18 protein-coding genes are annotated in these 20,478 nt (G+C 43.5%); 4 read left to right on the top strand and 14 right to left on the bottom strand.

Annotated features, from left to right (window positions below):
* Positions 1-29: 29 nt before the first annotated feature.
* Both DEO27_RS30110 and DEO27_RS30115 read left to right on the top strand, forming a co-directional pair.
* The gene (locus DEO27_RS30110; protein WP_112575798.1) at positions 30-467 is read left to right on the top strand and encodes a peptidylprolyl isomerase; all 438 of its coding nucleotides are present in this window, start codon (positions 30-32) and stop codon (positions 465-467) included.
* Positions 468-547: 80 nt separating this feature from the next.
* Positions 548-1,054: a DUF5606 domain-containing protein gene (locus tag DEO27_RS30115; protein ID WP_112575799.1), complete on the top strand. Its 507-nt coding sequence runs from the start codon at positions 548-550 to the stop codon at positions 1,052-1,054.
* Between the two features lie 34 nt (positions 1,055-1,088).
* Here DEO27_RS30115 and DEO27_RS30120 read toward each other — a convergent pair whose 3' ends face one another.
* From DEO27_RS30120 to rlmH, 6 genes are all read right to left on the bottom strand, one after another.
* On the bottom strand, positions 1,089-1,808 hold the full coding sequence (locus DEO27_RS30120) for a hypothetical protein (RefSeq protein WP_112575800.1): 720 nt from the start codon (positions 1,806-1,808) through the stop codon (positions 1,089-1,091).
* 86 nt (positions 1,809-1,894) lie between these two features.
* A complete protein-coding gene (locus tag DEO27_RS30125; RefSeq protein WP_112575801.1) occupies positions 1,895-2,302 on the bottom strand; it encodes a Dabb family protein in 408 nt (135 codons plus the stop codon).
* An 88-nt stretch (positions 2,303-2,390) separates the two neighbouring features.
* Entirely contained in the window at positions 2,391-2,822 is a 432-nt protein-coding gene (locus DEO27_RS30130) for a DUF1801 domain-containing protein (RefSeq protein WP_112575802.1), read from the bottom strand.
* Positions 2,823-2,879: 57 nt separating this feature from the next.
* A complete protein-coding gene (locus DEO27_RS30135) occupies positions 2,880-3,161 on the bottom strand; it encodes a hypothetical protein (RefSeq protein WP_112575803.1) in 282 nt (93 codons plus the stop codon).
* A 221-nt stretch (positions 3,162-3,382) separates the two neighbouring features.
* On the bottom strand, positions 3,383-4,327 hold the full coding sequence (locus tag DEO27_RS30140) for a cation diffusion facilitator family transporter (RefSeq protein WP_112575804.1): 945 nt from the start codon (positions 4,325-4,327) through the stop codon (positions 3,383-3,385).
* 164 nt (positions 4,328-4,491) lie between these two features.
* Positions 4,492-4,965 (bottom strand): 23S rRNA (pseudouridine(1915)-N(3))-methyltransferase RlmH, encoded by a 474-nt coding sequence (rlmH, locus tag DEO27_RS30145; protein WP_091218820.1) that lies wholly within the window; start codon positions 4,963-4,965, stop codon positions 4,492-4,494.
* Positions 4,966-5,028: 63 nt separating this feature from the next.
* Here rlmH and DEO27_RS30150 point away from each other — a divergent pair, with 63 nt between their 5' ends.
* Positions 5,029-6,837 carry a MutS-related protein gene (locus tag DEO27_RS30150; RefSeq protein ID WP_112575805.1) on the top strand — a complete coding sequence of 603 codons (1,809 nt, stop codon included), beginning with the start codon at positions 5,029-5,031 and terminating at the stop codon, positions 6,835-6,837.
* Between the two features lie 199 nt (positions 6,838-7,036).
* Here DEO27_RS30150 and DEO27_RS30155 read toward each other — a convergent pair whose 3' ends face one another.
* From DEO27_RS30155 to DEO27_RS30175, 5 genes are all read right to left on the bottom strand, one after another.
* A complete protein-coding gene (locus tag DEO27_RS30155; protein ID WP_112575806.1) occupies positions 7,037-9,583 on the bottom strand; it encodes an outer membrane beta-barrel family protein in 2,547 nt (848 codons plus the stop codon).
* Positions 9,584-9,911: 328 nt separating this feature from the next.
* The gene (locus tag DEO27_RS30160) at positions 9,912-10,724 is read right to left on the bottom strand and encodes a DUF4249 family protein (RefSeq protein ID WP_112575807.1); all 813 of its coding nucleotides are present in this window, start codon (positions 10,722-10,724) and stop codon (positions 9,912-9,914) included.
* Positions 10,715-13,519, bottom strand: a complete 2,805-nt coding sequence (locus DEO27_RS30165) for a TonB-dependent receptor (RefSeq protein WP_112575808.1) — start codon at positions 13,517-13,519, stop codon at positions 10,715-10,717. Before DEO27_RS30165 ends, DEO27_RS30160 begins: the two co-directional genes overlap by 10 nt.
* 499 nt (positions 13,520-14,018) lie before the next feature.
* A complete protein-coding gene (locus DEO27_RS30170) occupies positions 14,019-14,726 on the bottom strand; it encodes a LytR/AlgR family response regulator transcription factor (protein ID WP_167443310.1) in 708 nt (235 codons plus the stop codon).
* Entirely contained in the window at positions 14,723-15,757 is a 1,035-nt protein-coding gene (locus tag DEO27_RS30175) for a sensor histidine kinase (RefSeq protein WP_112575810.1), read from the bottom strand. Before DEO27_RS30175 ends, DEO27_RS30170 begins: the two co-directional genes overlap by 4 nt.
* Positions 15,758-15,985: 228 nt before the next feature.
* Here DEO27_RS30175 and DEO27_RS30180 point away from each other — a divergent pair, with 228 nt between their 5' ends.
* Positions 15,986-16,354 carry a glyoxalase superfamily protein gene (locus DEO27_RS30180; RefSeq protein ID WP_112575811.1) on the top strand — a complete coding sequence of 123 codons (369 nt, stop codon included), beginning with the start codon at positions 15,986-15,988 and terminating at the stop codon, positions 16,352-16,354.
* Between the two features lie 76 nt (positions 16,355-16,430).
* On the opposite strand, the gene DEO27_RS30185 is transcribed toward DEO27_RS30180, so the two are convergent.
* Genes DEO27_RS30185 through lpxK form a run of 3 tightly spaced genes read right to left on the bottom strand, consistent with a single transcriptional unit; the run spans position 16,431 to position 20,372 of the window.
* Positions 16,431-18,530: a putative porin gene (locus DEO27_RS30185; protein WP_223818085.1), complete on the bottom strand. Its 2,100-nt coding sequence runs from the start codon at positions 18,528-18,530 to the stop codon at positions 16,431-16,433.
* Positions 18,530-19,345 carry a purine-nucleoside phosphorylase gene (locus DEO27_RS30190; RefSeq protein WP_112575812.1) on the bottom strand — a complete coding sequence of 272 codons (816 nt, stop codon included), beginning with the start codon at positions 19,343-19,345 and terminating at the stop codon, positions 18,530-18,532. Before DEO27_RS30190 ends, DEO27_RS30185 begins: the two co-directional genes overlap by 1 nt.
* Entirely contained in the window at positions 19,329-20,372 is a 1,044-nt protein-coding gene (gene lpxK, locus DEO27_RS30195; RefSeq protein WP_112575813.1) for a tetraacyldisaccharide 4'-kinase, read from the bottom strand. Before lpxK ends, DEO27_RS30190 begins: the two co-directional genes overlap by 17 nt.
* Positions 20,373-20,478: the final 106 nt, after the last annotated feature.

The following is a 20,478-nucleotide window of genomic DNA, read 5'->3' on the forward strand; positions in this document are numbered from 1 at the left end:
TGCCAACTGTTTTCTAAAAAAACAAAAAAATGAGCAAAGCAATAATCAAAACCGAAAAAGGCGACATGACCGTAGAATTTTACGATCAGGATGCCCCTAATACCGTTGCTAACTTCAAAAAATTAGCAAAATCAAACTTTTATGATAACGTGATCTTTCACCGTGTTATCCCTAATTTTGTGATTCAGGGTGGCGACCCAACCGGTACCGGTGCGGGTGGCCCTGGCTACAAAATTGATTGCGAGCTTACCGGCAACAACCAATACCATGACCGTGGCGTGCTTTCAATGGCTCATGCTGGCCGCAACACAGGTGGTTCGCAGTTTTTCATTTGCCACAGCCGCGATAACACTGCTCACCTTGACCGTAACCACACCGTTTTTGGTAAAGTAATTGAAAACGTTGAGGTAGTTGACGCTATTCGCCAGGGAGATAAGATTTTAACCATCGAAGTTATAGAGGACTAAGTGAATAGTTGACAGGGCGGATGATTTAGCTGTTATTAAGGTAAATCATCCGCTTCGTCAATCCGACTAATAAGAAATATATGAATTTACAGGGAATTGTATCAGTATCAGGAAAACCAGGTTTATGGAAAGCTTTGGCGCAAAACAAAACCGGTTATGTGCTGGAAAGTTTAGACGCGCAAAAAACAAAGCTGATAGCCAACCTTTCTACAGCTAAATTAGCTGCCTTAAGCGAGATCACTATTTTTGGCGTTGAAGATGATATCAGGTTAACTGATGTACTTGAGCGCATGAAATCAGCATCAAACGTACCTGATGTTAAAGCCGATGGTAAAGCATTGCGTACCTTCTTTTACGAAGTAGCACCAGATCATGATGAAGAGAAAGTTTACTCATCTGATATTAAAAAGGTAATAGCCTGGTTCCAGATATTAAAACCGCTTCCAATTTTTGAAGAGGCCGATCCAACCCAAGCGCCTGCTCCCGTTGCAGAAGAGCCGGTTACCGAAACAGTAGCTGCTGAACCGGAAGCCGAGCCTGCTGCTCCAAAAGCAAAAGCTAAAAAAGCCACAAAAAAAGCCGAATAATCGGCTTTTTTTATTTTATAGTAAATCCCTTCTTTTACTCTGTATCGGTATAAGCATCACCGCCAATAAATATCATGGTATTGGTTGGGTGCGCGGGTGAACCTGTAGCCCCAAAGGCGAATGATTTTTTGATCACCTTGCTACCGTAATTGAGTTCGATCGTATTACCGTAAACTTTATAGGTACCGCCTTTAAATCCTGTTTTTTTCCAGGCAGTAGCACCCGGCGTCATAACGCCGCCATTTGATCCTTCGGCAAAATGGGTATCGTCAATAAAGCTTATCTTTTTTATCACGAGTGCATTGGTACCATTGCCATAATCGCCGCCACTTACTTTTTCATAGCCTTTTTTTAGTTTAACGGAGCCCGTGTACGCATATGCCGGGAACCAGTTGCCTGCACCTAATTTATAATCGTGGCTTTTACCCTCATTGTTGGTAAGGAGAAATGTTGCACCGTTTTTTTTCCAGGTTCCCCAGGCTTTCGGGCGACTGCTTTTGGATGCTGCTACATCCAGCGTTTCAAGAGGTTCATCGCCTATATCAAAATATTCGCCGTTTTTAAATAATACAACAGGTTCAAAGGCTATGGCGGCAGGATAACCGCTTACCGCCCTGAAATACCATCCTTCAACAGCAGGAGCAACGGTTGTTGATTTGTGATTGGCGCCTCCGTTTTTTGGATTAACGGCGGCGCTTAAATGTAATGTGAAGCTTGAAATAGCGAGGCAAATTGCCAGGTGTTTAACTTTCATGTCATTTAATGTTTTGGTTAACTGTATTAGTTAACTCCAACATTAATGATTGGTTTGCAGTAACTTGATTAAGCTTTTGTTAAAAACTACGCATCCTGGGCATCATAGACAATTACCTTTTCCCAAAGGTGACTGCAGTTTTTGATAAACTCCAGGTGGATGGGGTGCGTTTGATAAGTTGCCTGCCCGGCCAGGTCGCTGAAAAACATCAGTTCGGATACCGCCCATGAATTATCAACCACATCGCGTTTTTCGGTACTGGCCACAATGCCAACACGTAGCTTGCGTACGGTTTCAATTTTAGCAAGGGTTTTTACACCTGCCACCAGTTTATCACGGTCTTCAACCGACCCTGGGTTTTTAAGCCAGAAAAATACGTGGTGAACTATTGGCCACTCTTCTTTTTGCTCTTTCAGGGATATTGCCGATGCGGTAACTGTTCCGGCTGCGAGTGCCGCTGTTGTGGTTATGAATTTTCTTCTGGTTGATTTCATAAGAGGTTAAATAATCGCCTTTAAGGTAGCAAGAATTATTAAATAAACATTTGTAAGTTGTTTTGGACAGTACCTTAGTTTTTGAAATTTAGCTTTCGCTCGTTACCCCGACACCGTAAAGTATCGCGGCTTCAAGTACGTTCAGGTTAATATCTTTCAGCGCTTTAAACTTAATACAATATCCGGTTACGCTGGCCTTACCTATTTCTTTTCCGTAGGTTTGGGATAAATGGGTCTTGTCCTTAATCCCCAAAACATAAACAGATATCCCGGTTGTGTTTGCGCTGATGCCAATTTGATAAAACTCTTTAGTTGTACCGTCGGCATATTTTATGGTGTATGATCCGTACCCGATATTGGGGTTACTAACAACTTTATTTTCGCTGTCCCTGCCGTCTAAAAACCATAATTTGCAGCCTGGCAGTAGCTCCAATATGCGCATGTGTAAAGTTTGCATGTCAGTATGTTTTGGTTCGGGCTGACCGGCGATATACGCTTTGATTTGTTCTTGAACGTTCATGCTAAATTTCCTTTAGTTCATCGTTTTTATTTTAAACCAGGGTATTACTCCTCTCAATCAGAATACATCCAAAACATAAAGCAGCCCAATAATGGGTATTACATTTAAAAATATCATAAGACCGATATTTTGATCCTCCTTTTCTCTTTTTGCGTAGCGTGGAAGAAATATGAGGAAAGCGATGTAGTAAAAAAATGGAAGAAGAAAAATTGTAAAGAGCAGTTTCCCGGCCGGGCCTATAAGCTGGCCCCATCCTAATATAACCGGCCATGCTACCATTCCCGCTATTTCAAGAATGGTGATAAAAGAAAGTACTTTTAAAGTTTTGGCTTTGCTCATTTCCAGGTAATAGTTTTACCATAAAAATAAGAAAATCAGGGATTTTAAGAAAAATTTTCCATGTCATTTCGAACCGTCGGGCAAAACGGTAGGAGTGAGGAGAAATCTTATGCGGCTTGATAACGCTTGCAAAGCGTATAAGATTTCTCCTTCGCTACATCGCACAATCCGCGGCTGTGCTCTATCGAAATGACATTACTTTTAACTCGAAACGAAAAGCGTTACAAACACTCCGGCTGTTTGCACTCCTCTTCTGAAAATTCGGGTTCAAAGGTGCTATGGCTGATATCCAGATGCTCCAGCCGGTGACGCAAATCGTGTTTGATATTATCAAAATCGGCCATGGACTCGGGTTTGATCACCAAGTGGGCTGTAAGCGCGTTTTCGGTAGTGCTGAGTGCCCAAACATGCATGTGGTGTACATCAACTACGCCTTTAGCTTTTTTAAGCTCAGTTTTGATCTTATCCAAGTCCATTTCGGCAGGTACACCGTCCATTTCCAAACGCAGACTGGCAATAAGCAGGCTCCAGGTGCCGCGCAATATCACAATACCTATTATAAGGCTCACCACGCTATCAATCCAGTAGAGTTTGGTAAAGTATATGATAAGACCTGATATCACCACACCTAAGGACACAATGGCATCAACAGCCATGTGCAAATAAGCACCTTTAATGTTGAGATCGGTATCTTTATCTTTTACAAACAACCATGCTGTAAAGGCATTAATGGCAATACCAATAAAGGCAACCCAGGCCATTGTTCCGCCTGATACCACTTCGGGGTTCATGAAACGGATAACAGCTTCATAAATAATAAAACCAACGGCAACAAACAATATCACAGCATTGAAAAAGGATACAATGATGGTTGACCGTTTATAACCGTACGTGTATTTACTGTTAGCGCTTACTTTGGTAAGTTTAAAAGCAAGCAGGGCCAGCGCAAGCGAAGCTACATCGCTCAGGTTATGGCCGGCATCGGTTAACAGGGATAGCGAATGTGTAATAAAGCCTGTAATAGCCTCAACCACCACAAACACCGAGTTGAGCACAATACCCCAAATAAAAGCCGAGTTTAAATGATCGAGTTTAGGGGCGTGATCATGGTGATGGTGCCCATGCCCGTGCGAATGTGAGTGTGAATGATCGTGACCTGCTGACATTTAGCAAAGGTAGATAAAATGTGCAGATGTGCAGATTTTAGATGTGCAGATTCATTTGTTGTTCATGTTTTGAACCTTGATTAACTTGATTTTAGGATTGCATGAAGCGATTTTACGTATAAATCATCAAGGCAATCCTAAAATCCTAAAAATCATGGTTCGGGTCACTCATGATGATAGGGCTCCCCCTTCATAATGGTATATGCCCTATACAGCTGCTCCACAAAAAACAGGCGTACCATCTGGTGCGAAAATGTCATGCGCGAAAGGGAGATCTTGTCGTTAGCCCGTTGGTAAACGGAATTATCGAAGCCGTAAGGGCCGCCGATGATGAATATCAGATTGGCCGATGTGGTAACTTCCTTTTTGTTGATATAAGCTGCAAACTGGGTTGAGGTAAACTCTGCGCCTTTTTCATCCATCAGGATCACGAAATCAAGCGGAGTGATTTTTTTGAGGATCAGCTCAGCTTCTTTAGCTTTTTGCTGTTCGGGACTGAGGGCTTTGGTATTCTTTAATTCGGGAATTTCGGCAAGTTCCAGTTTGGTATAATGTTTTAGCCGTTTTACATATTTATCTATGCCTTCTTTAAGGTAGGCATCCTCAGTTTTGCCAACGGTAAGGAACGTGATCTTCATATCTGCAACAAATAAACGTTTATTTAAAATATATGTGTTTATTTTGGTTGAATTTATCTGCAAATGGAACAAACAATTATCACAGATTATACCCAAAGGGCAAACCTCGCCGCGGCCGAAGCCGCTAACTATAAAAGTCTTGCCAATAGCTACTCACTGATGCGGTTGGGTATATTCGCTATGGTGGCTTTAACAATTGCCGTCGCTATCCACTACGACAATTTCAGCATCATAGCTGTAGCCTTTGTGTTACTGGTTTTTGCTTTTGCCTGGCTGGTATCGCGCCAGAGCGCTTTTGAAAAACAGAAACAGTATTATGATGACCTGCAGCAGGTAAATGAAAATGAGATTGGCAGTATCCAGTCATACAGCAATATTTACAACGATGGTGCCCGTTATGCCAACGACAAACATTTTTATACGTCCGATCTGGATATCTACGGTAACGCATCGTTATACCAGCTTATTAATCGTACAGCTACTACGCCGGGTAACAATAAACTGGCGGGCTGGCTTAATGCCCCGGCAAGCAAGCAAATTGTATTACAACGGCAGGAAGCTGTTAAGGAAATAGCAGCTAAAAACAGTTGGAAACTCGACCTGCAAACACGTCTTGTTTTCGCCATAAAGCAGGATATTAATCAACTTAAAAACCTGTTTAAATATTTACATATTCCCCTGGACATGCCTGGCGAAAAGTGGCTTGCCGCTTATACCAAAATAGCGCCTTATCTTTTTACAGCGTTGTTGATAGCTGCTTATTTCTATTCACCGGCAAAGCTTGTGGCAACGGCAATCGGTCTGTTTAATATGGGCGTGGTATTTTCAAAAGCAGCCTATATTCGTAAGGCCGATTTGATTGCGGGTAAAATAGGGGATACTTTATCTAATTATGCCGATGTGTTTAAATGTATTGAAGATCAGCAATGGCAGGCAGGTTATAACGACTCTTTGGCCAAACAATTAAAAAATGATAAAACATCGGCCCGGATAAAAGAACTGGGCCAACTGATCAATAAGCTTAATTATCACCTTAACCTTATAGTTGGCTTTGTACTCAACCTGTTTTTTCTGTGGGATATCCGCCAGATCATTGCTATTGAAAACTGGAAACGCCAAAATCAGGACAGCCTCGAAGCCGCTTTTGATGTAATTGCCGAATTTGAATCGCTCCTGAGCCTTGCCGGCTTGGCTGTTAACTACCCGGAGTGGAGTTTTCCTGTAATTGATGACAGGGCCGGTTATACCCTCACTGCCCAGGCCATAGCCCATCCGCTTATTGACGTTGCTAAGCGTATCGAGAACGACTACGAGTTGGATAACACTTTTAAGGTGGATATCATCACCGGATCAAACATGGCCGGTAAGAGCACTTTTTTGCGTACAGTAGGCATTAATACCGTGCTGGCCTTAAGCGGTGCGCCGGTATGCGCCAAAAGTATGCAGGTTTCGGTGATCACCATGATCAGTTACATGCGGATCAAAGATTCGCTCAATGAAAGTACTTCAACCTTTAAGGCAGAACTCGACCGCCTGCAGATGCTGTTAGGTGCTGTTGAAAGTGAGCCTAAAGTGTTTTTCCTGATTGACGAAATGCTACGTGGTACTAACTCGGTTGATAAATACCTTGGCTCGAAAGCGGTTATAGAACAGCTGATCCGTAAAAACGCGGTAGGTATGGTTGCCACCCATGATTTGCAGATAGCCCAGCTGGAAACTAAATACCCTGACTATGTTCGTAACTTTTATTTCGATATCCAGGTAGTGAACGGCGAAATGCTGTTTGATTACAAGATCAAACACGGCGAATGCAAAACTTTCAATGCCTCGTTATTGCTTAAACAAATAGGGATTGAGGTGGATGCGGAGTAGTCAGAAGCGGAATTTTGTCTGAACTCGAATCAAACGAATTTTAGGAATTTATCGAATTTTAAAATTCTGTCAATTCATTGAATTCAACAAATTCGAGTTCAGACAAAGCTCCCATTCAGAAAAAAAACCGGAAGCATGTACGCTTCCGGCTTTTCTATTTTTCTTGATTCTTTATTCTAACAGTCTTGACTCTTGAAGCTTACCTGCCTCCCGGGCCACCCTGACCACCGGCCTGATCGCCTTGTTTTTGGTCGTCGTTGTTAACGCCTTTTTTCTGCTGATTAGGATTGCTGAAGCTTAACTTACCAAAGCTATAGCTAAACGTGATACCGAATGAACGGAATGGGAATGCTGTTGAGCTGGTTTGTGTAAAGCCAGGGCTGTTGATATTTTGATCAAAGTGTTTATCCCTTGCAAATGGCTGTACGGTGTTGAAGCCGATAGCCAGTTTTTTATCCAAAAACTGTTTTTTGACACCGAATGCATAGATGCCAAACGATGGGTTGGTACCCTGAATGGTCCTGCGTGATGAGTTGGTGAAACCAAACAACTCGGCAAGGAAGTTATGCGGGAACTGGTACGATGCACTGCCGAAAGCAGAATATTGCAGGTATGTGCCAGTTGCCGATGAGTTTGAAATAAACACGCCTTGCGGACTTGGGCTGTAAGTAAACGCGTTAATGCTTGCGCGGATAGTTAACGGTTTAACAGGGTTTATTGAACCAAAGAAGCTTGCGCCAATTGAATTGTTTATACCAATGTTTGAATACGTGGTACGTGTTGCAATAACCGGTTTACCGTTAATGGTATCGGTAATTGGTTGTGCTATACCTTCAATAAGGCCGCTGGTATGTTTGTAATAAACCGAGAAGTTAAGCACCGATGATTTGACGAATGTATTGTAGTTCAATTCAACAGTTTGTGAAATCTCAGGTTGCAGGTTAGGGTTACCTACAGTTTGGTTTTGTACGTTGCTACGGTTAATGAAGGGGTTCAAAAACTGTAAGCTTGGACGCTGAATACGTTTGCTGTATGACAACTTAATGGTGTTTGAGCCAAACTGTTTCTGCAATGTTAAGCTTGGGATATAAGTTGTATAGCTTGCAGTAAATGGCTGCAGTGTCTGGAAACCAGAGCTACCTTCTTCCTGGAAAGGATTTTGCGGGTCGCCTTTGATCCTGGTGTTTTCAATACGGCCACCAACTAAAATGGAATAGCTTTTAGGCAAAGTAAATGTTAACACAGAGTAGCCCGCGTATACGTTCTGGTTGTAATCGTACAGGTTTGAGTTTAGTGCGTCCCTAACCGGGTTATTGCCATCTGCATCGGTATTAAATATATCGTAGTTACTATTGATGCGGCGTTGGATAGTTTTAGCACCGGCTTCAATTTTTAACACTTTATTTACCGGTAAGGTATAATCTGCCTGACCGGTGTACTCATTGTTTTTACCATTGTTATCACCAACCTGGCTTGGGTTTACCGCGGTAAACAAGCTGGTATAATCGGTTGTGATATCGCTATGGCTCCACTGACCAGAAACTACCAATTCATGGCCTTCTTTCTTGAATTTGTGGGTATAATCGATATTCCAGTCAAAGCCACCAAAATGGTTATGTGAGGTAGTTCTGCCGATATAATCTAATGAACTGCCATTCAGTGTACGGTTGTAATCGCCACCTCCATTGGTGTTAAAACCACCATCGTTTAACCTGAAAGTACTGTTGATGCTGTTAAACGCGTTAAACTCGTAACCCGCAGTAACCGAACCTATAGCGCCATGCCTTTTAATTTTGCTTGATGTACTATTGTGGTTATGCAGCTCAACAGCCGGATCGCTGCCGCTTGCAGGTGTGCTGATCACCTGGTCGAAAGTGGTCAACGAGGTTTGCGGCCACGTTAAGTTACCACCGGCGTTGATACCTAAGCTGAAACGGTTTTTGTTGTAGTTAACATTAACGTTGCCGTTATTTTGACGGGTACCTACACCACCGCTTACCGAACCGCTAAAGCCGGATACATTTTTTTGTTTGGTGATGATATTGATGATACCGCCCGAACCTTCAGCATCGTATTTTGCAGACGGAGAAGTTACAACCTCGATGCTTTTGATCTGATCGGCTGGAATAGTTTTCAACACATCAGATAAGCTTGCCGATGTAGCGCCGGAAGGCTTACCGTTTATTAATACTTTAATGTTCTGGTCTCCGCGGATAGATACGTTACCGTTAATGTCAACGTTTACCAACGGCACTTTCTGTAACACGTCGGTAGCGTTACCGCCGGCTGCTGTAAGGTCTTTTTCGGCGTTGTAAACTATTTTGTCAATCTTATTTTCAATCAGGGCAGCCTGACCAACTACCGCAACTTCTTTCAGCGCGTGAGCTCCCGGCGAAATAAATATCTGGCCCAGTTTATTATCTGGTTTTGAGGCGGTAGTAGTAACCGGCTCAATAAATTTAGTTGGATAACCAATAAATGAAACTGCCAGTTTGTAGGTGCCTGCCTTTACATTATCCAGTTTAAAGTTTCCTTTTTCATCAGTTAAAACACCGGTTATCGGCGATTTCCCGCCCACACGGTATAAGCCCACCGTGGCATAATCCAATGGTTTTTTGGTAAGTGAGTCAATCACCGTACCAGATATCCTGCCCGTTACCGAAGGGCCTCCACCTCCAACTCCAAACTGAGCCTGGGCCGATAACGCAAAGCAGAATAATGCAATAAGTATGTAAAAACGTTTCATTTAGTGTTATTTTGGTAATTGGAGGCGAAAATACCTTAAATGTTACACGCTGAATTTTTATTTTTTTACAAATAGTGCATTTGTAATGTATAAGTTACACTAACATGATATAAACCGTAGATTTTACAATGAGCGTTTAAACTGGTGTTTACAATCGGCTGACAAAAGGGGGGGGGAATGGAGGGAGAATTAACGATGTCATTGAGGATATAAGAAGGAAATATCAAAAAACGTCATTGCGAGGCACGAAGCAATCGCGAACTCTACAGGGCGGACCTGCTGCTCGGGGATTGCTTCGTTCCTCGCAATGACGGGGGATAACATAGAGTTATTCCGTAGTTACCCTCAAGTTTAAAGTATCGGCCTGCATGGCGGTAAAAATGCCCAGACCGTTAACAACATTTGTTGGGGTGTTTACCAGGTTTTGCGAGCTGCCACGGGTGTTACTGGTTAGCACATTAATGTATTCATCATTTACCCTCAGCAATATCACTTTATAATGGCCGTAGTATTTGAAGGTGGTTTGCGTGATATTGTAAATCGAAGCACGTTCGGTGTTAATCTCAAAGCTCGGCGTTCTGTTACTCCTTACGGCTATGATCTCGAAGGGATTGCTATCAATATTCTTGAAAAGCAGCATATGCTGTAACGAATCGGGGTTTGTCCAGGTAACAGTTGCCCGCACTTTATCATTATAAGCCTGATCAAGCGCGTTAGGTTCGTGGAATACACTGTCGGTTAGTTTAAAACCGGCGGGCTTGCCCGGCATAATTGTCGACGCGCTTACACTAATGTTGTTGTAGGTAAACTGCATAGTATATATTTTGTTAGCGGCTATAAAAGTAGTATCGCTGTAAGTGTAAGTACCATTGGCGCCCTCGGTAAGTTTAACGGTTTGCGCACCATTACTCACGTTTATGGTTAAGCCGGTAATGGCAGCCCCGTAAGTAGCTGTATCGGTAAGGTCCTTTTGCTGATACACTTTTAATGATAACGGCTGACCGGCAACAAGGTAGGCTTCAACAACCGGCTTGTTCACCGCGTTTACGTCAGATGAATTTTTTTTGCAGGCCGATGCCATCATGAGGCAGGCGGCTACTAATGCAAGATATGTATATCGAATGTATGTTTTTATTTCCATCTTAAGCTTAATGTAACGTTAGGGGTGAAGCCGAGGTAGTTAACATCGGTGGTAATAACCTGGTTGTTTTGCATCTGGTATTCGCGGTACCAGGTGTTTACGTGGTTGTAAACGTTGAAGAGCGACAAACCAATCGAACCGATTTTATGCCCGTCTATTTTCAGCAGATCATACGATACCGACATATCCAGGCGGTGATAGGCCGGCAAGCGTTCGGCATTTTTATCGCTGATGTTGAGGTAAGTAATGCTGTTGCCATCAACTGTTTTAATGCTATAGCTGGATAGGGGAGCTGTATAAGGGTGACCGGTACTGAACAGGAATGTTGCCGCAAAGTTCCAGCGTTCGTAGTGGTACATGTTGATAGATTTAAACTCGTGACGAACATCCTGATCTGCATCATAGTAATAATTGCCAAAAGCCGAGAATTTGTTCTGGGCCTGGGCAAGGGTATAGCTGATCCAGCCGGTATAGCGCCCCATCTTTTTCTGCACCAGAAACTCAACGCCTTTAGCCCGGCCGGTTCCTTCATAAAAGTTTTCGGTAACGGTTTGTGTTTGATTTTGGTTAGCCTCCATCCTGAAGCCGCCGCCTGTAGGTTGCGTTTGCCTTACGGTGTACTGGGTAAGGCCGCTAAGTGTTTTGTAATACCCCTCAACGCTAAATAAAAGCTCATCAGTTTCATAACTGGTGCCCAATATAAAATGCCTTGACATACCAACCGGAATATTGCTGTTGTTGGATAATACCCAGAAATTGCGGTTCCCGGCCAAAATATCCTCACGGATCACCTGGTTTTCAAACTGGTAAAACTGCCCGGTTGCACCTTTGATGGTAAGGCGGTCGTTAACACTATAACTTGCCGACAACCGTGGTTCAAAATAAGGCTTGGATGTAGGGCCGAAATAGGAAGTACGCAAGCCCGGCTGAATATGGAATTTACTGTTTGGATCGATAGCCAACTCGGTATAAAAACCGGCCAGCACCGCGTTATTATGCTGGTTAATGAGTTTGCTGGTATCGTTTTGTGTATACTCGTAATCTATCTTTTTGTAAGACACAAAACCACCGAAAAGCAGTTTGTATTTGTTGCTGGCTGTCCATTCCCATTCAGATTTATAGCCCACATCCTTCAGGTTGTTGGTTTCCAGGGTACCGTTGCTTAGGGTGTGCGAGATGCCGTTGGTGTCGATCTGAGCAAAGCCCGAAGTGCTGCGGTTCCTGTCGTTAAAATAAGATGAGTAGGTAATGTAGTTGTTGGAGTATAGTTTTTTACTCCACTGCCTGAACCATTTGATGCTACTGCCCAGGTTGCCGTACTTGGTATAATCGGTAATGTTAATGCCACTGCCGCCCGATGACAGGAAAGATGGCAGACCCAACTGCCTGCTATTATCCGTTTTATCGGTACCGGTGTACAAGCTCCATGATACCTTATCTTTTTGACTGATACTGTAGGTGTATTTAGCGTCAAAATCATAAAAGTAAGAGCTTGGAGTGATCTGGTTGGCGAAACCTCCACCGCCGAAACCACCCCGGCCGCCACCACCACCGGGACCGCCACCCTGGGTAGTTGATGTTTGATTAAACTGGTTAAAAATCTTGTTATAAAACGGCCCCTGGTATGAACGTCTAACGGCTAACAGCAAGGTTGACTTATCTGACAGCGGGGTTTCGAGGTAACCGCTGGCGCTGAGCAAACTCAAATCGGTACCTATGTTGGTTTCGTTCTTGTTGCCTTCCTTGCCGTTAAGTTCGGTAACGCTTGAAAGTCTGCCGCCATATTTGGCCGTAAAGCCTCCTTTGTATAATTGCACATCTTTAATGGCGCTGGCGTTAAAAGCGCTGAAGAAACCATAAAGGTGATCGACCTGGTAAATGGTAAAGCCATCCAGTACCACCAAATTCTGATCGGGGGTACCGCCACGCACATAAGCGCCGGATGATGACTCGTTGGTACCTGCTACGCCGGGCATCAGTTGAAAGGCACGTAACACGTCCTTATCGCCCATAGTCGGCAGCTTATCCAGGTTGGCCGGCGAAAGCTGTAACACACCAACCTGCCTGCTATCGGTATTCATAACACCGCTTTTTTTACCGGTAATAGTAACCTCATTTAAGCTGTTAAGCGACGAATACAAACCACAGATCAGCGGCGAATTCAGCTTTTCACTGCTCAGCCTGAAATAATCTGTCTGGTAACCAGTGTACGATACCTCCACTACCGATGTATCCGAAGGTACCCTGAACATGGTGAAATAACCATCGGCATTGGTCATAACGTTGAGATCGGTGCCCCGAATCTTGACCGTGGCCGACGGGAGGGATTCGCCCGTTTGCTGGTCGATGACCCGCCCGTTAATACTGACCAGGAAATGTTTGGGTTTAACTTTAGGCGCTTCAATTTCTTTGGCTTTTACCGCGTTAGAAGCCTGGAGGGAAAGCTTGTTGAGTTTCTGCAATCTGGCCAGGTCGTCGGTGTTTTGGAGGATGTAGATGGTTCCGCTTGATTCTATCCAGTAATGGAGGTTGTTTTCATCGCAAACCTTGGCTATTACTTCTTTCAGTGGTTCTTCAAAAAAGTGTTCTACTACGTCCATCTCATGCAAAGGCTCCCGTTCAAATACGATACGGACCTTATAATCCATAGCCAGTGTATCAAAGAGCTGATCAAGCGGGCATGAAAAAAAATGATTGACTACAATTTTTTTTAGTTTTTGCTGCGTTTGCTGACCATGGGCCACCATACCGCAAAACACGAACGAGGTTATTAACAATAGGAAAAATTTCTTCATGTAGGGGTATATTTTCTTTCGATGCCGAAAATGCACCATGTTTTGAAGCACCTCAAATAAAATCGACCATGAGAGGCTTTGTGTCGACAAATTGGCCGGATGTGTGGCAGGGGTTTTTGAGTAGTTGCAGTGTTTAGTAGCAGTGGCAGGTTTTCGTGTGCTACCGGGTGGATTATTGTAGAAGGGTAAGAGATAGGAAAAAAAAATGTCATTGCGAGGAGGAACGACGAAGCAATCGCATGCTATACAGAGCGGCTTTGCTTCCGTGCGATTGCCACGCTTCGCTCGCAATGACTTGGTTTTTGGTATGGTTTTACACCTTCCCTATCATCGTCGCTGTCCGAAGTCTCTGACTTCGGATAATTATGCCTGTAGTCTGTGACTACAGGCTATTAAGGTGAAAAGATTATGATCTTAATAAACCTGTAGTTGCAAACTACAGGCATACAAGTTCGAGGTCGCAGACCTCAAACAGCACCACATGGTTTTTGTTATGGTTTTACACCTTCCCTATCATCCGGTTAATCACATCACGATAACCATCGCTTAATGGTATCTCAGTATTAATAAGCTTAATACGTGCGCGGCGCATTTGAGATACGTGGTCCAGATTTACAAGATATGATTTATGTACACGGAAAAACTGATCGGGAGGTAGTTGCAGCTCAATAGCCTTAAGGCTGATGCGCGACAGCACGGGCTTTTGCTGATTGATGAGGTGTACTTTGATATAATCTTTAAGGCCTTCAATGTATTCAACCTGGTCAAAATTGATTTTTACGAGGTTGTAATCGGCATGCAGAAAAAAGTAGTTTTTACTTGTGGGTTGCTGCGGCACATAACTGCGGCGAAGTTCGTACAGGTCAAGCGCTTTATGGCAGGCTTTCAAAAAGCGGTCTAAAGGCACTGGTTTTACCAGGTAATCAACCACGTCAAGCTCAAAGCCCTCTACCGCGAATTTCTCATAAGCGGTCACAAAAATCACCATAGGCTTATGCGTAAGGCTCCGGATAAGTTGTAACCCGTTAATGCCGGGCATATATATGTCGCTGAAAATAAGGTCTATTTGTTCTTTTTGCATAGCTATGATTGCCTCGCCTGCGTTACGGCACCGTGCTACTATCTGTATGGTGTTAACGTGCTTCAGGTTATCTTCTAGCAAGTCGAGCGCCAGCGGCTCATCATCAATTATTAAACATCGCATCATTTAAGTTCCAATTGCAGCATAACTATATATGCCTGCTCGTTTTTATTTATATATAAGTTATGTTTACCAGGATACAGCAGTTCCAGTCTGCGTTTAACATTGGCCAGGCCAATACCTGAGGCATTATCCTTATTGGTTTCGGTGGCATTGTATACATTCTGCACGCTGAAGCGCAGGTTTTTTTCATCGCTAAACAGTGTGATGGCGATAGCAGGCTTTTCAATATCCCCTGTGCCATGCTTAAAGGCGTTTTCCACAAATGGGATCAGCAGCATAGGTTCAATGGATTTTTCAGGGGCTTTGATATCTGAGCTGAAGCTGACTTTCACCTGATCGCGAAAACGGAGTTGCTGTAGTTCGATATAACTGCGGAGATAGTCTTCCTTCTGGCACAGCGTAACCTTTTCAGCATCGGTTACATAGAGCATATAGCGAAGTAACTTGGAAAGCTGAATAAGCGTAGGCTCAACTGCCGATGGGTTTAACCTTGAAAGGGCCACCGCGCTGTTGATCACATTAAAAATAAAATGCGGACTGATCTGTGACCGTAAAAAGGCCAGTTCAGATATCAGCGAAGCATTATCGATATCCTTTTTCTTGTTGATGGCCTTAAACTGATCGGCCAGGTAGTGGTATGCGAAGCTGCCGGCAGTGATGGACAATAGCGGAAAAATGACCAGGTAGGGGCCCTGCGGCCGGTGATGCTGGCCCATCCACGGAAAATGCGGCACTGGGAAAAAATGTCGTACTTCCATCAGTATCACATTAAACACTACAAATGAAGCTATCAGCGCGAAGAAATATAGCCAGATATTGCTTTTTAAGATTTTTGGGATGAGAACAAACGCATTAAGATAAAACTCAGCGGCAAGTACAAAATTAAAGCTGATGATATGGCCCAGAGAAAACGCCGGCTGTGGAAAACCACGCATATCTGGTCTGGAAATGATGGGCGTAAAAATAATCAGCGCCCAAAACAGCAGATGGATACAAATTTCGATGATCAACGCCGGTTTTATCCTTTTAAACATATGATGCTAAGGTAGCCCCATTTTAAACCCACATTCAATGTAATAGACGAGGAGGCAAAATGTGCCGACGAAAGTACAGTATCTGTTGCGTGGGAACCTAATTTTGGGCATGCTTTAAGGCATATTTAACATCTATTAACATTTGAAGCCAGTTGGTTGAAAACAAGCACGTTTGCAGTATAAAAGCAGCCACATTTTCCGTTAAATTTGTTCATCAATTAATTACCTATGTCAATAACAAAACCTATTCTCCGGATTTTTGATTACGATAAGGCCATTGAGTTTTATATTACCTGGCTTGGCTTTAAAACCGATTGGGAGCACAAGCCCGAAGGTGTGCCGGTATACATCCAGATTTCCCTGCGTGATGTGGTACTTTACCTGTCCGAACATCATGGCGATGCAAGTCCGGGAAGCCACGTAGCCATCGATGATTTTACCGAGCTAAGGGATTACCACGCGCACCTCATCGCCAAAAAATACAAATACAATCGCCCCGGTTTGGAAGTACCCGAATGGAACGATAAGGCAATCATGATGACAGTTCATGATCCGTTTGGTAACAGGTTAACATTTAGCGAGGAATTAAAGGGATAAGATAAAGGCCACCAAAAGTAAAGGCCCGGAATAAGTTTAGTTTATTTCGGGCCTTTATGATATTGAGGGGTTTTGATTAATTATAAAATGTCCACGATACGCCAAACTTCAGGATAGCGTCCTGTTGAGGATAGCGGTTAACCGTGTAATAACCCTTGCTCCAGGCGCGCTGATTAATATAATCATAAGCAAGAAAGAGGTTGGTACGCTGTAGGGTAGCCTTAAAGTAAACACCAAATATAGGATACGACGAGAAGGTTACGTTAGCTCCGTTATAAAACTGGCCTAAGCCGGGTGCATATGAAGGTGCAACGTATTCTGTATTATACCTGCCGTTTAAGCCAAAGCTGGCATGAAGTACGTTAAGTAAAACCTTGTTAATGTACAGGTTGCTGTAGGCGTAAACTTCGGGTGTGCGAAGCGTGTTTTGATAATCGGTTTTTTGGTATACCACATAGTTATCAAAATGCAGGCTCCGGTAACTGAAGTTTTTACCCAGACTTATTTTTAGTAGGTTAATGGAGCTGTTAAGCTGTGCCGGGCGCACGTCACTACCACCATTTGGTGCCGTGAAATACAGGTAATTGCTAATTAAAAAGTATTCGGCCTTTAAATCAATCTGCAAGGCATCGTTAATGTAGTTGAACGACGCGCTGGTAGTTTTTTGATTGCTGAAATCGTTATGGAAAATATAATGGTTGGAGATCCAGTTATTATATACCAACGGCGGCGAACTGTTTTGCGAGTAAGCCTCTAAAATGATCTTTCCGGTTTTATTACCGCCTGCCAGGGTGAGTTTGGCATCATAAAGGTAATTGCCAAAATCGCGGCCCTGTGCTATTTGCCTGAAATCGGCATCAAGGGCAATGCGATCGCTGAAACGATAGCCCAGTTTAGCTTTTAGCGTAATATCCTGGAAAGTATTGTGCTGCACCTTGTCCTGGTGTATGTATTTTACCCCGTACTCGTTAAGCGTGGTATCGCTAACATATTGGTTGTACGAGTAAAAATCGTGTACCAGCCCAAGGTCAAGCTTAAGCTCATTCTTTACAAACTTTACCGATTTACTCCGGAGGTAAAAACTGTATGAAAACTCATTCTGGATATGCGTCAGCACTGTCGAATCGCGCGACCGGTTATTACTGTAGTAATAATCGGGGAATACGTTATAGGTATCAACACCGCTTTGCTTGTACAGGTACCTGCTGTTTGATACATGGAGCGTATGTGATACGCGCTGCGTAGGGAGGATCTTTGAATTATCCTTACCCTTGTTCAGGCTGTCTATCCGGCCTAAATAATAAAATTGCTTAATGTAAAGCCCTTTATCATTCCAGTTTTCATAGCTGTAAGGCAGGCGTACTGCAGCCCTGTCTTTTGAAAAGGCATTGTTTACGTTAGTACTCGTAAATACCGAATCGTTAAGGATACTGCCCGTTTCGGGTGCTTTAAGGTTGTTGAACAACAGGTTGGCCAGCAAGTTATAACGCTTGCTTTTTGATTCGTACCAGGTAAAAATGGAGGCGTTAAGGTCGCTCACGTTTTGGCCCAATACGTTGTTGTAATTGTAAAACCCTTTCGATCCGTTGAAATTCAGGTTAAAACCGAAATTCCAGTTGGGTTTGATATTTTGTGTATGGAGAATATTAAACAACTGAATGGCCGAACCTCCGAAAGCATTATACAAGGTAAGCCTGGTAAAGGGCACCCGCGTATTATAGTAGTTGATGTCCTGCGGTTTAAGCGCGTAAATATCAAGCGCGTGCAAACCGAGGTCGAAGCCTATGGTGCGGCTGGGTTCAAAAAGCAAAGGCCGTTGCGACAAACCAATATTACCCAAATGAATGCGCGGACTCCGTGGATCAATCAGCGGACTGTAGATCTCAAAGTTGGTAATACCGGTATCAATCTTAAATAGTTGTGTACTGTCGTTTAGCAAACGCTCATTGGTAACGCGGATAAATTTGGAACTGAAAACTACTGAATCCTTTTTGTTTTCTTCCTTACGCCTCAAGCTGTCCAGTAGCTGATCGTCGGTCATCTGTTTTTCCTGACGGCGTGCCGTATCACGGGTAGGCAGGTTGCGCGGATTGGTACGGGTACCATACTGCGCAAAAGCAGCCTGCACCGACAGGCACATCAGTAATAAAAAAATATATTTGAGCTTTTGGCGCATTAATTACCGGCTATCAGTTCTTTAAGTATCAGGGTCATTTTGGGTTCGGCTTCCTGCGCAATAGCAATGATTTCCTCAAGGGTTATTGGCTTAAGCACTTCAGGGAAACCTTCATCAGTCAACACTGAAATAGCAAAGGTTGGGATGCCCATGTGATTGGCAACAATAACTTCGGGTACGGTGCTCATACCAACGGCATCGCCACCTATAATGCGCAGATATTTATATTCGGCACGGGTTTCCAGGTTAGGACCCGTTACCGCTACGTAAACGCCTTTATGGCAGGTTATCTTATTTTTTTTGGCGATGGCCAAACCTTTTTCAATCATGTCATGACGGTAAGGTTCGCTCATATCCGGGAAACGCGGGCCAAGCTCTTCATAATTGCGGCCAACCAGCGGGTTTTGAGGCTGCAGATTAATGTGATCTTCAATGATCATCAGGTCGCCTTTTTTGAAATCGGGATTAAGCGAACCGCTGGCGTTTGATACGTACAGGGTTTTAATGCCCAGGTATTTCATTACCCTAACCGGGAAGGTGATCTGTTGCATGTTGTAGCCTTCGTAATAATGTAGACGGCCCTGCATAGCAACAACCTTAACGCCTGCAAGCGTACCAAAAATTAGCTTGCCTGAATGGAACTCTAATGTTGAGATAGGAAAATCAGGAATGTTTGAATACATCAGTTGTTTTTCAACTTCAATTTCCTTTACCAGGCCGCCAAGGCCGGTGCCCAAAATTATACCTACTTCAGGTTCAAAGTCGCCTATCTTGTTTTTGATATACCGGGCGGTGCCTTCAATATTGTCTAACATATGTTTGTATTAATTCGTCAAATTGTTGTTGCCCGTTATTTAAAAAACTAATGCCTATGGGCAGCACCCAAACGGGCAGTTTTTTAACCATCGGAAGCAGGTCCTGTTCCCCTAAACGTTGCGCATCCTTTTCTGTTGTGATGATCACTTTTTTTTGTGAGGAGCAGGCCGAAAAATCATCGGCAAGTTTACTGATATTTTTTAAGCTAAAACGGTGATGGTCGGGATAATTATGATGTATAACCAGCTGTGTTTGCTTTTTGAGATGTGCCAATAAAGGTTTGGGATTAGCTATACCTGTGAGCAGAAAAACGGTGGTTTGGCTGTCGATGGTATTGGCGACGGTTGTGCCATCCAAAGTTTGCGCCGGCAGGTAGTTTATAGTAGTAAAAAATAGCGACTGGTGCGGATACGATTTGATGCGTTTAATTACACGACCCTGATCCAGATCGGTTAGTGAAGCAGGGCATTTACTGATGATGATAACATCGGCTCTTTTACGGCCGCCAAATGATTCGCGCAGGTTGCCAGCCGGAAGCAGGAAGTGAGGTTCGTTAACCCGACTGTAATCAAAAAGCAAAATGCTCATGCCCGGTTCAAGCGCGCGGTGCTGGTAAGCATCATCTAAAATAATAACATCATGGTTGTCTTTCAGCTGCTCTACACCATCCACTCGTTTTTCGCAAACGGCTACATCAATATCATGGAATTTATGTTTGAACTGTGCCGGCTCATCGCCAATGTCTGAAGCTTTGCTTTCGGCAGTAGCCATCAAAAAGCCTTTGGTAGCACGGCCGTAGCCGCGACTAAGCGTGGCTATTTTATAATTGGCCTTTAATAACCTAACCAGGTATTCTGTCATCGGGCTTTTGCCTGCCCCGCCAACGTCAAGGTTGCCTACCACAATTACCGGCATATCAAACCCGGTGCTTTTAAAAATGCCCCGGTTATAGCACCAGTTACGGATACCCACAACAAGGCCATAAATAAGCGAAAACGGAATTAAAAGCCAGCGCAGGAATTTCATATGTGGTATTTCTCAGCCCGTCATTGTTTCGTTGCTCGCAATGACGTTCTTCTTTGTTTATTTCTGAAGAACAACAAAGTTACTATTTGAAGCTGATTTATAGAAG

This window comes from Mucilaginibacter rubeus, assembly GCF_003286415.2.
Lineage (GTDB): Bacteria > Bacteroidota > Bacteroidia > Sphingobacteriales > Sphingobacteriaceae > Mucilaginibacter > Mucilaginibacter rubeus_A.